Origin of the sequence: Sphingomonas sp. CFBP 13728, from assembly GCF_014841895.1 — a bacterium.
Lineage (GTDB): Bacteria > Pseudomonadota > Alphaproteobacteria > Sphingomonadales > Sphingomonadaceae > Sphingomonas.
The window spans coordinates 1,177,726-1,191,364 of sequence record NZ_JACYUS010000001.1; the positions used below are offsets into that span (position 1 = coordinate 1,177,726).

Here is a 13,639-nt window from a genome sequence, read left to right on the forward strand (position 1 = left end):
ATGATCGCAAATATGAGCGATCGGCTTACTTCGGACGCTTGGCGCCGTACTTGGAACGCGACTGACGCCGGTCCTTCACACCCTGTGTATCGAGCACGCCGCGCAGGACGTGGTAGCGAACACCGGGAAGATCGCGGACACGACCGCCACGGATCAGGACAACCGAATGCTCCTGAAGATTGTGGCCCTCGCCCGGGATGTAGCTGATGACTTCGCGCTGGTTGGTCAGGCGAACCTTGGCCACCTTGCGCAGAGCCGAGTTCGGCTTCTTCGGGGTCGTCGTGTAGACGCGCGTGCAAACGCCACGCTTCTGCGGATTTGCTTCCATCGCAGGGACCTTCGACTTGGCCTTCTGCGGATCGCGGCCCTTGCGGACCAGCTGGTTGATCGTCGGCATTGAAGCCTTCACCTTTCAAGTGGTTACTTTGCTGGAGCCATGAGGCGCCTGAGAATACAAAAAGGACCATAGGAACGCGGGAGCGCCCCTCAGGTCCTGGAATGCATCCAGCAATGTTCAAGCATGCCCGGCGGGAAACACTCCCGAAGAACAGGCCGCGCCTATAGGTCAGGAGTCGGTTGCGGTCAACGGGTTGGAATCGGATGGCGGTGGCGAAGGATTGGCTTCGTGGGCGGAGACAATGCCTCACGTAAGTCCGGCCGCCCTTTCTAATCCTCCCCCGCCAGGGGGAGGTGGCACCGCAGGTGACGGAGGGGGAGGAACACGCAACGATCGTTACCCCTTCCTCCCCCTCCGCCTGGCAAGGGCCAGCCACCTCCCCCTGGCGGGGGAGGACCGCCCGACCCGCTTTACCGCGAACGCGCCCCGAGCACGGCAAGCAAAGTCTTCTCGAATCGCGCAGGATCCTCGACCTGCGGCGAGTGCCCCAGCCCCTCGAGCATCACCAGGTTCGCATGCGGCATCTGCTTCACCGCCCGCGGCGCCACCATCGGCACCGGTTCGAGGAACTTGCGCAAGTTCGCGGGCGCCTGCGCGCGACCGAACGCGGTCTTGTCCAGCGTGCCGATGATCAAGGTGGTCGAAGGCGTGATCCGGTACAGCTCATGCGCGACCGATTGCGTCTTGATCATCTCGCTGGTCTTGGCCTGCGCGAGCGCCACTGTGTCGCGCCCCGCCCCCTGATACATGCCAGCCTGCATCCAGACCCAGCGATCATACGACGGCTTCCACACGCCGTGGTAATAATTCTCGAGCTGGTACGCCTTGATCGACGCGTAGCTCGTCTTCTTCTCGTTCGCCCAGAGCGTATCGACATCGGTATAGGGCACGCCCTCCTCGCCGCGATCCTTCAGGCCGAGCGGATTGACGAGCACCAGCTTCTCGACCGACGCCGGGTAAAGAATGGCGTACCGCATCGCGAGCATGCCGCCCATCGAATGCCCGACGATCGTCGCCCGCGTGATGCCGCGCGATTCGAGCAGCCGCTTGGTGAACGTCGCGAGCATCTCGAAGCTATACTGCGCCGCGCGAGGCTTGGACGATTTGCAGAAGCCGATCTGATCTGGGACGATTACCCGGTAGCCGACCTCGCTCAGCGCCCGCGCGGTGCTGCCCCAGGTCGCGCCGCAAAAGTTCTTGCCGTGGAGCAGGACGACCGTGCGGCCATTGGGGCGCTGCGGCGCGATATCCATGAACGCCATCTGCGCAGGGCTGCCGACGATATCGACTTCCATCGTCTGGACGGGCCACGGATAGGTGAAGCGTTCGAGCTGCGGCCCGAGGTCCGGCACCTGCGGCACCGGCCCCGCCCCCATGAGCAACGCCGCGACCGGCAGCGCCAGCATCATCAATCCCGCCTTCATACGATTACGCTTTCCTACATCCAACGAGACGGCTTAAGGTTAACGGGCAAACCATGCACCGTGCAACGCATCATCCTTACGATGATGGTTGCGGGGATGCTCGCGAGACGAATTGCACGCGAGACGCTTGCCCTTCCCGAAAACGCTGGGTAAGGGGCGCGTCCGTGTAGGAGTGTAGCTCAGTTGGTTAGAGCGTCGGTCTCCAAAACCGAAGGCCCTCGGTTCGAATCCGAGCACTCCTGCCACCCCCTTTAAAATTTCCGGTAAAAATCGCGGCGATTGCACGCGCCGCTTTCGTGCGCCCATTGCGATTGCAAAAAATGCATTCCTTGATGCATATTGCGCACTTGAGAAATCATCTGCTGCGATGCACAACACTCAGGCCTTTCAGGCATCCTCTCCTAAAAACTTTTACGGCCGGTCTTGTACCGGCCTTTTTTTTCGTCTGCGTTCGGCGTACACCTCGGTTGCCGTCGTCAAGCCGAACGATAAATAGAAACCGTGGGAGCGGAGCCGCCGGTCAAACCGGCACCGGCAAGACGATCGTGCGGGGGATCGAGTGACCCAAGCACTCTCCCCCGCCACTTCTCCCGGCCACCGCCGTGCTGCTTTCCGCATGGCGCCCGCCCCTCTCCTGCCGCGCACTTGCTTTCACCACGGGCGGAAGCTATCTGCCGCGCTTCCGACAGCGAGGACGGACCTGCCGCCGCTGCCCTTCACAGGGAGCGACTAGTGGGTCTATGTCTCGCATCTCAGTTTCTCAATCAGCGGGTTCGAAGAACATCGTGGCGAAGACGTCCCCCCTCGAATTCATCCAGCAGGTCCGCAACGAGACCGCGAAGGTCACGTGGCCGACGCGTCGCGAGACGGTCATGACCGGCGTGATGGTGGTGATCATGACGACGATCCTCGCGCTGTTCTTCCTGGGCGTCGACTCGATCCTGCAAGCGATCGTCTCCGCCCTCCTCAAACTCGCTCAGTAAGCAAGGTTCCGTCATGGCGCGCTGGTACATCATTCACGCCTATTCGGGCTTCGAGGGCAAGGTCCGCGACTCGATCATGGCCGAGGCGACCCGGATGGGTCTCGAACAGCTCGTCGAGCAGATCGAAGTCCCGACCGAAACTACGACGGAAGCCCGTCGCGGCAAGAAGATCGCGGTCGAGCGCAAGTTCATGCCTGGCTACGTGCTCGCCAAGCTGAACATGAACGACGACGTGTATCACCTAGTGAAGAACACGCCCAAGGTCACCGGCTTCCTCGGCAGCATGGGCAAGCCGCAGGCGATCAGCGAGGCGGAAGCCACGCGGATGCTGAACAGCAAGGAAGAAGCCGCCGCTGCGCCCAAGCAGAAGGTCAAGGTCGACTACGAGATCGGCGATCAGGTCAAGGTCCTCGACGGTCCGTTCGCGACCTTCAACGGGCTTGTGGAAGAACTCGACTTCGACCGCAGCCGCGTCAAGGTTTCGGTGTCGATCTTCGGGCGTGCGACGCCTGTGGAGCTCGAATTCGAGCAGGTCGAGCGCAGCAAGTAAGGCCAAGTCGCACGGGATCAGCACTCGCTGATCCCGAGACGACGCCCGCCCGGCCGGCGGGCCAACTGCCCGGCCGACGACGCGGGATTTACTCCCGCGTCGCGTTTTAGGCGGGCGCGCCTCCCACGAGAGCCATCTCCCGCTCCGTCATCCTGACGAAAGTCAGGATTCAAGTTACGGAACGCTGAGCTGCTTGGCTCTGGATCCTGACTTTCGTCAGGCTGACGAAAAAAAAGGCGCCATACGATCCGAGAAACGCGTTCGGACCCTTGCCGCCCTCGCTTACAAGCGCGTCCTCAAAACCGAACGCTGTCCGCCACCACGCGGGCAGCTGCCGCGCTACGGTCGTAGTAATACAAGCTCGGCGCCTCGTACGTCACCAGATACAGTTTGCCGCCGATCACCGCGCCGCGTGCTTCACCGCGCCGTTGCAGCGTCTCGTTCTGTTTCGCGAAGGTGTAGGTGAAACGCACGCCCTTGTTGCCGGCGAACTGGATCGGCGCGATCGTGTCGATCGCCATCGACGATGCGTCGCGCGCGATCCGGTAGCTGTTTTCGAGCAGCACCGGGATGTCGGTGATCAGCATCGTTGCAGAGACCTTCGGCAACGGCCTGTTCTTCTTGTCGACCTCGCGGAACAGCGGCCTGCCGGATTCTATGCCGCCATAGAAGCTCAGATCGTTCAGTTCGTCACCGTCCTGCGTCCAGGTTTCGGCATTGCGACCGGGGCGCTCCGAGAGCTTGTTCCACTCCGCCCCCGGCTGCACCGTCATCGCCGACTTGGCGACGGCGATGCGCTGGCCGGCTGGGATAAGCTTGTTGCCGGCCGCGACGGGGGCCGCGAACGACAGCGATGCGACCGCGGCGAGCAGGGCGAGTTTCTTGGACATGGTTGTCCTCCTTACGAGATCAGCGTGGCGATGAGCGCGGCGTCGGTCGCGGCCGGCTTGAGGCGGAGATACGTCGCCAGCGCGGCCTGGCCTTCGGCAACCTGCTGGCTGCGGAGCAGCGCCAGGCCGAGGCCGCGATACGCCTCGGGCAGCGCGTCGCCCTTGCCGATCGCCTCCTGGTAGAATTGCGCGGCACTGACGAGGTCGCGGGGATTGCCACGCTCGCGATAGAGATCGCCGCGCGCGCACAGCAATGGCGTCGTCCAGCCGCTACCCTCGGCGAGGTAAGCGAGCAGATATTCGCTGCCACCGAAGTCGTTGAGCTTGATCTGGTCGTTGAGGAAGACCGGCAGCCACTTCGCCATCGCCGCCTGGTGCGTATCGACGACCGGAGGCTTTACGTCATGCGCCTCGATCGACGCGGCGCGCAGATACGTGGCGCGAGCGAGGTTGGTTGGATGCGTTGCAAAAAAGCCAGCAACGTATTTCTGCTGTGCCCTGCCCTTGCGACCGATCGCAGTAGCATCGGCCTCGCCCATAAGATGATCCCAGACATCCGCCGAAGCGGACGATGGGTAGCGCGAGCGCGTAAGATACTGGAAGCCCATCATGTCGGCTTCGCGTTCCTGCGCACGGTCGAATGCGTAGAATCCGCCGATGGTGTCGTAGCGAATATTGCTACTGTTCCGAACGAGGATGGAGGCCCAAGCCATCAGGTCGCTCCCACTCCGCCGGTTCTTAAAATCCATCAGCGAATGCCGAAGTTCGAAATGACCAAACTCATGGCCCAGGATAGAGCCGAGTTCGGCTTCATTCCGAACGCGAAGCAATAGCCCCGACCAGATCGTCAACGTCCCGTTCGGACTCATAGTCGCGTTGAACGCCGGAATTTCGTCGATGTAGATCCGCACCGACTTGCAGCGGTCCTCGCCAACGGTACGGCAGAGTACGCTGCGAACATACGCGTTGAGGGCCGGATCCCTGATAACTGACCGGGACTCACGAAGGCGCCGTTCGTCTTCGTCTGCCTCCATCCAAGCCCCACGTTCGTCGACCGTCGTTGGCGTATAGGCCTGTGTGTACGTAGGTAGCGGGGGACGCTTGTCGGCAGCAAGCGCGGCGGTCGACATCACCGCGCCGAGCAGCAATGCGCTTGTCAGCGTTCGCATCCTAGTGTGCCGAAGCGATGGCGGGAGCGGCTGCAACGGCAGTCACCGCCGCCGGAGCTTCTACCGGCTTTCCCGGGAAGCCCTCCAGCAATTGCCGCACGCGCTTGTCGGCGCCTTCGGCATCACGGACATCGCCGCCCATCTGCCTGTCTGCATTCAACCAGACCAACTCGCCTGTCCGCAGGTCGACGAGCCCGGCGAAACCCGTGTGAACGCCTGCCGTGACTGGGACGCGCGCCATCGCCGCGAAGAGCTGCAGCACCTTCCGGCCGGTCGAACCGAAATGATCCTCCGTTGTGATGAACAGCGCGTAGTCGGCCGCTTCCAGCCCGGGGAGCGTGCGGACGTCGGGGCCGAGCCCCCATTCGAACTGGTCCTTGCGCTTCTTGGTCGGCAGCCGGTTGCCCTTGAAGAACTGATACTCGATCACCGACGACGCGACCGCGCCGAACAGTTCCTGATACTCCGCGACCTTCGCCGAACCCGTACCGAGCGGCTCGACATACCCGACGACACTGTTGCCCAGGCCGGTCTGCGCCTTGGCGAGCGCGGTGGCGATGTTCTCCTTCGCCTGATCGGTCCAGTCGGCGTTCGGCTCGTACATGCCGCCGGTCGACTGCGCGCCGACCCGGATCGACGGCCGCATGAGGACGATCCGCGCGGTGCCGGGCTTCAACGAGAAACCTGGCTTGATGCCGGTCTTTTCCTGCGCGTGGGCGGTCGTGGCAAGCGTCAGCGACGCGAACAGCACCGCGAGCAGCGTACGGTATGATTTGAACATGATCCCCCCGGTATCATCGGATGCCCCCATCCGATCGGGGCGATGCTAACCCGGAAAAACCCGCACGGGATGGATAAATTAGGTCGAGAATGGACGCGTTCAGTCGTCCCAATCTTCCAGTTGCCAGCCGTCGAACAGCGCCGTGTCCGGGTGGTGCGATACCTTGGTCGGGTCGGCCTTGCTCCAGCCGGTGACCTGATCGAGCGCCGGGAGTCTTGGGGGATCGGGATTCATGAGTGTGGGTTCGCCGCGTTCGCGGCGGGCGGCTTCGGCGATGTCGAAGGCTTCGCGATCCAGGGCTTGGCGGGCTTCGTACATCGCCGACAGGCGGTAGCTGTGCGCTTCGGACGACTCGCCGCGGCGGCGTTTGATGTGCGGTGGCTCCTGCTGGAGGTGGACCGTCCGGTTGTGCAGGTGGAGAAGCTGAAGCGCCTGGTCCGCGGTCATCGGCGGGATCGGTGGGGGAGCATTATGGCGCCATTCGTCGTGGTCGTGCGAGCCGGATAGCGAGCCGGCGATCAGCGCGGACTCGACGGTTTCGTAGCCTGCCGCCTTTGCCAGACGCATCTCGCGGGCAAAGGCGGGGCTGGCCTTGCGGCGGGCGTAGAAGGCGGAGTGGCTGAACCCGGCGGCGGCGGCCGAGAGGCGGATGTTGGCGGTGGCGGAGAGCGCGGAGAGGAAGGCTTGCTCGGCGGCGTGGTCGAGGCGGTTGGCGGTGGGGCGACGAAGCTGGAGGCGGCCGTTGGCGGTTCTTGTCGTGGTGGGAGATTTGTTTGAGACGGTGGTGTTTGGGGCACTCCCCTCCCCCGCCCCCTCCCGTGGACGGGAGGGGAGATTTAGGGCGGCGGATGCGAACGCCAGGGCAGCGTCCCATCTGGCCGCGAAGGCGGGGTGGACGGCGCGGCGCTTGGTGAAGGTGGAACGGTTATAGCCGAGCGCGCGGGCGGCTTCTCGCGCGTTGCCGGTGCGGCGAAGGCTGGCGAGGAACGCGGCGTTCTGCGCGGCCTGGCGTCGGGTGAACACGTCGGGGGTTGAAGTGCGCGCCATTGCGCGGGGGTCTGCCTGGATATCCTACATTGCAAGGCCGGTTCTTCGCCTCGTGCAGGGTGGCCTCGTGCAGGATGAGCGTGACCGGTGGTGCAGCGGCTTTGCGCAGTCGCTCCGAAATCTCGGGCTGGTGGCGGTGCCTGACCGGAGCGCTGCGTCGGGACGCGAGAATGTCGTGTGATGGATCCCGACCTTGCGGGCATGAAAAAAGCGGCGCGACCGTGATGATCGCGCCGCCTTTCTATGGATCACCGCATTACATGCGGGGCTTGGCAGCCTCGAACTTGCCGGACTCGTCGAGCACGACGAGCGATCCGTCGTCGATCGCGAAGACCGCGCCCTGGATCTTGAGCTCGCCTGCTTCCTCGGCCTTGCGGACGAACGGGAAGGTGCGGAGGTTGCGGATCGACGTCTTCACGCCTTCCTGCTCCATCGCGCGATAGGCTTCGCGGCTGGTGAGATCGTCATACTCGCTCTCGACCTTGTCGCGTGCGTCGTCGAGCAGGCCGACCCAATCGCCGATGAAGCGACCGTCCGCGCCGTCTTCGGTCTTCTCGAAGGTGCGTGCGAGCGACGCCTTGCAGCCACCGCAGCTGCCATGACCGAGGACGACGATTTCCTCGACCTTGAGCTGCGTCACTGCGAATTCGACCGCGGCCGAGACGCCGTGATAGCCGCCATCACCCGACTCACAGGGCGGGACCAGCGCGGCAACGTTGCGGACGACGAAGATCTCGCCGGGCAAGGTATCGAAAATCTGTGCAGGCTCGACTCGGCTGTCCGAGCAGGCGATCACCATCACGCGGGGCTTTTGCTCGCCTGCAAGCTGCGTCCAGCGCTCACGCTCGCGACGCCAATCAGACGTGTGAAACCGCTGATAGCCATCCACGAGGTCGGAAAAGTCAGTCATTGTTGTAGTTCTCCCGGAAAACGGCCCAACGGGCCATGGCTGTGAAACCTCTTCAATACCTTGCGGGTTCCTGCACCGCGGGTCGATCGGGGTCGAATGCGCGATGACCCGTGGCGATTAGGCGCGCTTTTCGCAGGTCGGGCGGTGTCCGGCGAGACCCGGTGCACGTGCGTGACGATCAGATCTCGTACGGCCGTCGCAAAGCTGATTCGCGAGCTCGGCGTCAGTGGGTGATGCCATTGATCAGTGGACTGCCTCAGACAGATCCTTTGCAGCACTGGAGAGGCACACCTAGGGCCAATTCACCCTGTAACACTCGGAAAAATTTAATTGTAAAATATTGATTTTGGCGACCTAACATAGGTTGCACTTGAATGTTTTCATAGAGTTACGCGGGGTGGCCGTGGCTTGGCTACGATACCGCGTTTACCTCTATCCGGCGTTAACCAGATCGGTTTACATTTCGCTAACTTCTGTGGCTCAGCCCCTTCTCAGGCTATCGCCAATGTAGTGATAGCGACCACCAAAATTGCCGTTGCCGATACTCTTGCCGAGCGAAAGCATCGTGCCGTTTTTGCCCGTACGCGTTCTCGTGAAAAACTTCGCCGGTGGAAAGTGATCGATGCAATCGACAAACATCATGAGACGAGAACTGCCGCAGGAAGAGCCTCGTTCGACTCCGATCTCTTTCGGACATCGGATTCTATTTCTCGACCATGAGGGCGAGCGCTGCAACATCGTCCATCGCCAGCTCGAAGCGATGGGCCACAAGGTCGCGTGGATCGGCATGGCAAGCGAGGAAAGAGCCGGGGTCGCGTTCCAGCCGGATCTCGTCATCGTCAACCCGGACGTATCGATCGCCAACCGGCACGCGATCATCGCGTTGCTGGACGAACATCATTACGACGGAGCACTTACCGTGCTGCGGGCCGGGTTTCATTTCCAGGATGCGATGGTCGCGGCAGAGCAGTCGGACATCGCGCATGTCGATACGCTCGATGCGCCCTACACCGCGCAGAGCATCGCCGATCGACTGCCCGGGATCGTTAGGCACGATCACGACGGCGACACGGGCGATCGGCATTTCCTGTCGTGGCTGATCCAGCAGGGCCGCCTGCTCCCCAACCTGACGCATGAGTTCCACGTCAAGCGCGACCTGCGCACCGGCAGCGTCGCGGGATATGAAACGCTGACCAGGCTGCGGAACCGTCCGTCGCTCAACCCCGAACACATATTCGCGCCATCGACGATCCTGTCGCTGGAGATCGCCGCGACGTTGCTCGCGGTGGAAGCTGCGGCGCGACTGCTGGGCGCGCTGACGAAGGACGGGCGGCCGGTGCCCATCGCGGCCAATTGCAGCGCCGCGGTTCTCGCCCATCCCGACTTCATCGCCGCGATCCCGATCCTGCTGCGACGACATCAGGTCGCCACCGGGATGATCGGGATCGAGCTGACCGAGATCACCTATTCGGGACTCGACGGCAACCTCCTCAGCAACATGCACGAACTGCGGCGGATGGGCGTGCCGATCTCGCTCGACGATTTCGGCAAGGGGGCGACCAATTTCGATCGCATCGCCGACCTGCCCGTCTCGGAAGTGAAGATCGACCGCAAGATCTTCCGGAAATGCAGCAAAGGCGAATTTCCCCGGTCGCTGCTGAAGGAGATCATCGATTATTGCAGGAGCAGGCACATCGGAACCGTGATCGAAGGCATCGAGACCGAACAGGATCTCGGACTGGCCGAACTGCTGGGCGCCGATTGCGGCCAGGGCTTCTACTGGGGCAAGCCCGTACCGTACCAATCGATCACGTCGCACCATGCCGCCTGACGGTCGGTTCGGCCGCGCCCTCGCAAAATCCACCGGCAACACGGCGCTGCCTTCCGACACCGATCTTCGACGACCGGAAACACTCGTCATGAAACTGGAAATCCGCAAGGTCGACGAGCTCGACCTCAAGCCTCCCCCCGTGCTGACCGGTGACTGGGCGTGGCTGCTGTTTCACGAGAACGGCACTCTCATCAGCTATTCGGATGGCTATCCGTCGCGCGCAGCGTGCTACGCCGCGGCGAGGCAGATCGCCTGGCCGGTCGACGTGTTCGAATAGGCCGCACCGCCGGCACCAGCCTAACTGCGGCAGCCGATACCCCTTCCGATACCGGGCCGATACGACCCGCGGACTCATGTTGCCGCGTTCGCGCTTTTACGCTATGCGCGCCGGCTTCCACCTTCACTGTTGGAATTGCGGGAGGTTGCCGAGAGGCAGCCGCCATCACCGCTAGGCTCACATAAAGAGAGTGACATGGCTAAAAAGATTACCGGATACATCAAGCTGCAGGTTCCTGCAGGCGACGCAAAGCCCGCGCCGCCGATCGGGCCTGCGCTGGGTCAGCGCGGCGTGAACATCATGGAGTTCTGCAAGGCGTTCAACGCCGGCACGAGCGAACTGAAGAAGGGCATGCCGATCCCGACCGTCATCACGGTCTATGCGGATCGCTCGTTCTCGTTCGAGACCAAGACCCCGCCTGCCTCGTACCTGATCAAGGAGGCCGCTGGGCTCAAGTCGGGTTCGAAGGAGCCGGGCAAGGTCGTCGCCGGCACGATCAAGCGCTCGCAGCTGAGCGAGATCGCCACGACGAAGATGAAGGACCTCAACGCCAACGATATCGACGCTGCGACGAAGATCATCGAAGGCAGCGCCCGCGCAATGGGCCTCGAAGTGGTGGAGGGCTGATATCATGGCTAAGCTGAGCAAGAAGCAGAAGGCCGTCACGGTCGACCTCGTCAAGCTGCACGGCATCGACGAGGCCATCGGTCTCGCACGGTCGGGCGCCACGTCGAAGTTCGACGAGACGATCGAAGTCGCGCTGAACCTGGGCGTCGATCCGCGTCACGCAGACCAGATGGTCCGCGGCGTCGTCACGCTGCCCAAGGGCACCGGCAAGACCGTCCGCGTCGGCGTGTTCGCCCGCGGCGCGAAGGCTGAGGAAGCCCTCGCAGCAGGCGCAGACGTCGTCGGCGCCGAAGACCTGATGGAGATCATCCAGGGTGGCACGATCGATTTCGATCGCTGCATCGCGACCCCGGACATGATGGGCATCGTCGGTCGCCTCGGTAAGGTGCTGGGTCCCAAGGGCCTGATGCCGAACCCGAAGCTCGGCACGGTGACGATGAACGTCGCGGCGGCCGTTCAGGCAGCCAAGGGCGGCCAGATCGAATACCGCGTCGAAAAGGCCGGCATCATCCATTCGGGCATCGGCAAGGCGTCGTTCCCGGCGGAAGACCTGCGCGCGAACTTCGACGCACTGGTCGACGCAGTGGTCAAGGCCAAGCCGACCGGCGCCAAGGGCAAGTATGTCCAGAAGGTCGCGATCTCGTCGACCATGGGTGCGGGCATCAAGGTCGACACGACCGAGGTTGCAGGCGCGTAAGCCCGAGCCGCACGGGGTTAGCGAAAGCTGGTCACGAGACGGCGAAAGCGCGGCCGGCGCGGGCAACCGCGACCGACGGGGACGGGATATACTCCCGTCCTGCCGCTTAGAGACAGAAAGGGCCGGGAGCGATCCCGGCCCTTTTGCGTGAAGCTTCGGACGGCGCTCGATTAAGCGAGTTCGCCATGCACATCGCCTCTTCCGACACGTAAGAAATCATCCGATCGGAGAGCACGACACTATCGCGAACGAACGATTACGCGCATTCCACCGCATAGGGCATGACGCTGGGTTTGGACGTGATGGCGGCGGCATCGACCTGCAAAAGCACACCGTCCTTGCCGATCCTGCCTGCACGATTTTGGTCGAGCCAACCGGCGAATTGCTGGGCCGAAGCGTAATTGTCGAACACCAGGATATGCGGTGTACCCAACACCGGCTTCACACTGAGGCCGTGGCCATTGGCCGCGACGATCCGCCATAAGGGGGGTTGGGTTTCGTCCTTGCGGATCAACGTATGGATGGTGGTCTCGGTCTTGTCCTTGATCAGCGCGACCGTCTGCTTGCCTTCGGTGTAATATTCGCTGCCGGAGACGATGTGCCGCAGGAGATACCGCATCGTGACGGACGCTTTCAGCGCGCATCTTTGCGACAGATAGGTATCTTCCAGATCGATCGATGCGGTCTTGGCCGAGCGCAACGCGCCCTTCGCAACAAGGTCCTGCCCGACGGCAAGAAAGACCTGCATGGCGACCGCGCCGTTTGCCGGTTGCTTGGGAACGATCGTCAGATTGATGATCGTGTTGCCAACGACGTCGAGGCCCCGCTCGCTTTCCCGGATGATCGTCATCGTCTTCGGCTCTATATCGACGTTCAGCTTCTCGTATTGCTGTACGATATCGGCGGTCGTCGTGTGGCTGCGCGATGCCTTGCCGGCTATGCCGACATCGCCGAGTGCCTTGATCGGCGGCGCCACGCTGACATCGAGCGATGCGTCGCTGGTCGTCGAGAGCTTCGCGATGTCCTGAACCTGGTTGTCGGTCGCGACGACGGTGTAGCCGGCAAATTCGAATGCGTCCGCGACGGGCACGATCGTCACGACCGTCGATATCAGGCGGTCGCCGACACCCGCACCAAGCGGTTTTTGCACCGAGACGACGAGCGTTCGATCGAAGGCCGGAAGAATAGTCGGTCCGAGGCCCCGCTCGCCGGCGATCGGCGCAGCCAGCTTCTTCCGCAGGGTAGACGCGTCGTCCGCGACACTCATCTGGGCGATATACGCTGCTTGTCCCTCCCCAGCGAGATCGCGCAACCGCGTCGACGGCCGCGCTTCCACCGGCGTCGCGAAGGAGTATACCGTCACTTTCGGGTGCTCGGCATCCGGCCCCTTCGGGCTCGGTATCTTCGCACCCATCGGGCTGGCAACCAGTGCCGCCCAGCGACGATCCTCTGGATGCGCACACGCGCTCAGCGAGAGCACCCCGAAAAGATATGCCTTTTTCACCGCCCACCGCCGGCCGGAAACTCGGCTTGGTAGTCTGTCGTGCGCAACGTGCAGACATAGGCTTCAAGCAGACCGCCACCGAATTGCGACTCGACATCACGCCGCGCGAGAGGAACGATATCGGCGCGTGGCCATGAAGCAGCGGCGGATGACGGATCGACCGAAACAATACCCATCAATGTCGCGAACTTGTCCAATACCGCGACTTGTACGGGATCCTGCGCCGTGTAGTTCAGATAATGTTTGAGTATCAGTCCGAACATGTCCGCCCCCCCAGCTACCGATATACTCGCACTCCACTGGAGAAGGATATTCGGAGGACAACCAATACTCCTGATCAAGTCTGCAGAGGGAAATACAGTATCCGTTTTGGCGGCACCTGTGCTTTCAAAGGACGTGCCCAACCATTTCGGCGCAAACTGTCCGCCTCATCGGGTAGCGCGGATCGAGGCCACGCATATCCGTTGACTCCCCCGCATATTCCGCTAAGGCGCACCCTCGTTCGGCGGGCTTGCTCGTCGAACTCCGTCCGAGACAGTGGGTGCACAGGGT

Annotated in this window: 15 protein-coding genes and 1 tRNA gene; 7 read left to right on the plus strand and 9 right to left on the minus strand. The window is 62.6% G+C overall.

Annotated features, from left to right (window positions below):
• Positions 1–25 precede the first annotated feature (25 nt).
• Positions 26–397, minus strand: a complete 372-nt coding sequence (rpsL, locus tag IFT67_RS05290; RefSeq protein WP_010164594.1) for a 30S ribosomal protein S12 — start codon at positions 395–397, stop codon at positions 26–28.
• 410 nt (positions 398–807) lie between these two features.
• The gene (locus IFT67_RS05295) at positions 808–1,821 is read right to left on the minus strand and encodes an alpha/beta fold hydrolase (protein ID WP_244647167.1); all 1,014 of its coding nucleotides are present in this window, start codon (positions 1,819–1,821) and stop codon (positions 808–810) included.
• 168 nt (positions 1,822–1,989) lie between these two features.
• On the opposite strand from IFT67_RS05295, the gene IFT67_RS05300 reads away from it, so the two are divergent.
• From IFT67_RS05300 to nusG, 3 genes are all read left to right on the plus strand, one after another.
• A tRNA-Trp gene (locus tag IFT67_RS05300) sits at positions 1,990–2,066 on the plus strand.
• A 540-nt stretch (positions 2,067–2,606) separates the two neighbouring features.
• On the plus strand, positions 2,607–2,804 hold the full coding sequence (gene secE, locus IFT67_RS05305; protein ID WP_056047594.1) for a preprotein translocase subunit SecE: 198 nt from the start codon (positions 2,607–2,609) through the stop codon (positions 2,802–2,804).
• A gap of 13 nt (positions 2,805–2,817) precedes the next feature.
• Positions 2,818–3,354, plus strand: coding sequence for a transcription termination/antitermination protein NusG (gene nusG / locus IFT67_RS05310; RefSeq protein ID WP_055872668.1), 537 nt, complete (start codon positions 2,818–2,820; stop codon positions 3,352–3,354).
• A 296-nt stretch (positions 3,355–3,650) separates the two neighbouring features.
• On the opposite strand, the gene IFT67_RS05315 is transcribed toward nusG, so the two are convergent.
• The 5 genes from IFT67_RS05315 to IFT67_RS05335 all read right to left on the minus strand — a co-directional run bounded on the left by IFT67_RS05315 (position 3,651) and on the right by IFT67_RS05335 (position 8,151).
• Complete coding sequence (locus IFT67_RS05315; RefSeq protein ID WP_192145314.1) at positions 3,651–4,244, minus strand: hypothetical protein; 594 nt, start codon at positions 4,242–4,244, stop codon at positions 3,651–3,653.
• An 11-nt stretch (positions 4,245–4,255) separates the two neighbouring features.
• The gene (locus IFT67_RS05320) at positions 4,256–5,413 is read right to left on the minus strand and encodes a M48 family metallopeptidase (protein ID WP_192145316.1); all 1,158 of its coding nucleotides are present in this window, start codon (positions 5,411–5,413) and stop codon (positions 4,256–4,258) included.
• A 1-nt stretch (position 5,414) separates the two neighbouring features.
• Positions 5,415–6,194, minus strand: a complete 780-nt coding sequence (locus tag IFT67_RS05325) for a hypothetical protein (protein ID WP_192145318.1) — start codon at positions 6,192–6,194, stop codon at positions 5,415–5,417.
• Between the two features lie 99 nt (positions 6,195–6,293).
• Positions 6,294–7,241 carry a hypothetical protein gene (locus IFT67_RS05330; protein WP_192145320.1) on the minus strand — a complete coding sequence of 316 codons (948 nt, stop codon included), beginning with the start codon at positions 7,239–7,241 and terminating at the stop codon, positions 6,294–6,296.
• A 256-nt stretch (positions 7,242–7,497) separates the two neighbouring features.
• On the minus strand, positions 7,498–8,151 hold the full coding sequence (locus IFT67_RS05335; RefSeq protein ID WP_107961644.1) for a carbonic anhydrase: 654 nt from the start codon (positions 8,149–8,151) through the stop codon (positions 7,498–7,500).
• 640 nt (positions 8,152–8,791) lie between these two features.
• Here IFT67_RS05335 and IFT67_RS05340 point away from each other — a divergent pair.
• The 4 genes from IFT67_RS05340 to rplA all read left to right on the plus strand — a co-directional run bounded on the left by IFT67_RS05340 (position 8,792) and on the right by rplA (position 11,583).
• Entirely contained in the window at positions 8,792–9,982 is a 1,191-nt protein-coding gene (locus IFT67_RS05340) for an EAL domain-containing protein (protein ID WP_192145322.1), read from the plus strand.
• Between the two features lie 88 nt (positions 9,983–10,070).
• Positions 10,071–10,259, plus strand: coding sequence for a DUF1508 domain-containing protein (locus IFT67_RS05345; RefSeq protein WP_192145324.1), 189 nt, complete (start codon positions 10,071–10,073; stop codon positions 10,257–10,259).
• Between the two features lie 195 nt (positions 10,260–10,454).
• Positions 10,455–10,886: a 50S ribosomal protein L11 gene (gene rplK / locus IFT67_RS05350; RefSeq protein ID WP_192145326.1), complete on the plus strand. Its 432-nt coding sequence runs from the start codon at positions 10,455–10,457 to the stop codon at positions 10,884–10,886.
• Between the two features lie 4 nt (positions 10,887–10,890).
• The gene (gene rplA / locus IFT67_RS05355) at positions 10,891–11,583 is read left to right on the plus strand and encodes a 50S ribosomal protein L1 (RefSeq protein WP_056047582.1); all 693 of its coding nucleotides are present in this window, start codon (positions 10,891–10,893) and stop codon (positions 11,581–11,583) included.
• Between the two features lie 256 nt (positions 11,584–11,839).
• Here the strand turns inward: rplA and IFT67_RS05360 are convergent, their stop codons facing one another.
• Positions 11,840–13,087 (minus strand): hypothetical protein, encoded by a 1,248-nt coding sequence (locus IFT67_RS05360; protein WP_192145328.1) that lies wholly within the window; start codon positions 13,085–13,087, stop codon positions 11,840–11,842.
• Positions 13,084–13,350: a hypothetical protein gene (locus IFT67_RS05365; RefSeq protein WP_192145330.1), complete on the minus strand. Its 267-nt coding sequence runs from the start codon at positions 13,348–13,350 to the stop codon at positions 13,084–13,086. The genes IFT67_RS05360 and IFT67_RS05365 overlap by 4 nt, the downstream gene beginning before the upstream one ends.
• Between the last annotated feature and the right edge of the window lie 289 nt (positions 13,351–13,639).

Bases quoted from the DNA above. Each gene is read 5' to 3' on its own strand.
- IFT67_RS05325 (WP_192145318.1), bottom strand. From the start codon at position 6,194: ATGTTCAAATCATACCGTACGCTGCTCGCGGTGCTGTTCGCGTCGCTG.
- IFT67_RS05365 (WP_192145330.1), bottom strand. From the start codon at position 13,350: ATGTTCGGACTGATACTCAAACATTATCTGAACTACACGGCGCAGGAT.
- IFT67_RS05330 (WP_192145320.1), bottom strand. From the start codon at position 7,241: ATGGCGCGCACTTCAACCCCCGACGTGTTCACCCGACGCCAGGCCGCG.
- IFT67_RS05340 (WP_192145322.1), top strand. From the start codon at position 8,792: ATGAGACGAGAACTGCCGCAGGAAGAGCCTCGTTCGACTCCGATCTCT.
- IFT67_RS05320 (WP_192145316.1), bottom strand. From the start codon at position 5,413: ATGCGAACGCTGACAAGCGCATTGCTGCTCGGCGCGGTGATGTCGACC.
- rplK (WP_192145326.1), top strand. From the start codon at position 10,455: ATGGCTAAAAAGATTACCGGATACATCAAGCTGCAGGTTCCTGCAGGC.
- IFT67_RS05295 (WP_244647167.1), bottom strand. From the start codon at position 1,821: ATGAAGGCGGGATTGATGATGCTGGCGCTGCCGGTCGCGGCGTTGCTC.
- IFT67_RS05345 (WP_192145324.1), top strand. From the start codon at position 10,071: ATGAAACTGGAAATCCGCAAGGTCGACGAGCTCGACCTCAAGCCTCCC.
- IFT67_RS05315 (WP_192145314.1), bottom strand. From the start codon at position 4,244: ATGTCCAAGAAACTCGCCCTGCTCGCCGCGGTCGCATCGCTGTCGTTC.
- rpsL (WP_010164594.1), bottom strand. From the start codon at position 397: ATGCCGACGATCAACCAGCTGGTCCGCAAGGGCCGCGATCCGCAGAAG.
- rplA (WP_056047582.1), top strand. From the start codon at position 10,891: ATGGCTAAGCTGAGCAAGAAGCAGAAGGCCGTCACGGTCGACCTCGTC.
- nusG (WP_055872668.1), top strand. From the start codon at position 2,818: ATGGCGCGCTGGTACATCATTCACGCCTATTCGGGCTTCGAGGGCAAG.
- IFT67_RS05335 (WP_107961644.1), bottom strand. From the start codon at position 8,151: ATGACTGACTTTTCCGACCTCGTGGATGGCTATCAGCGGTTTCACACG.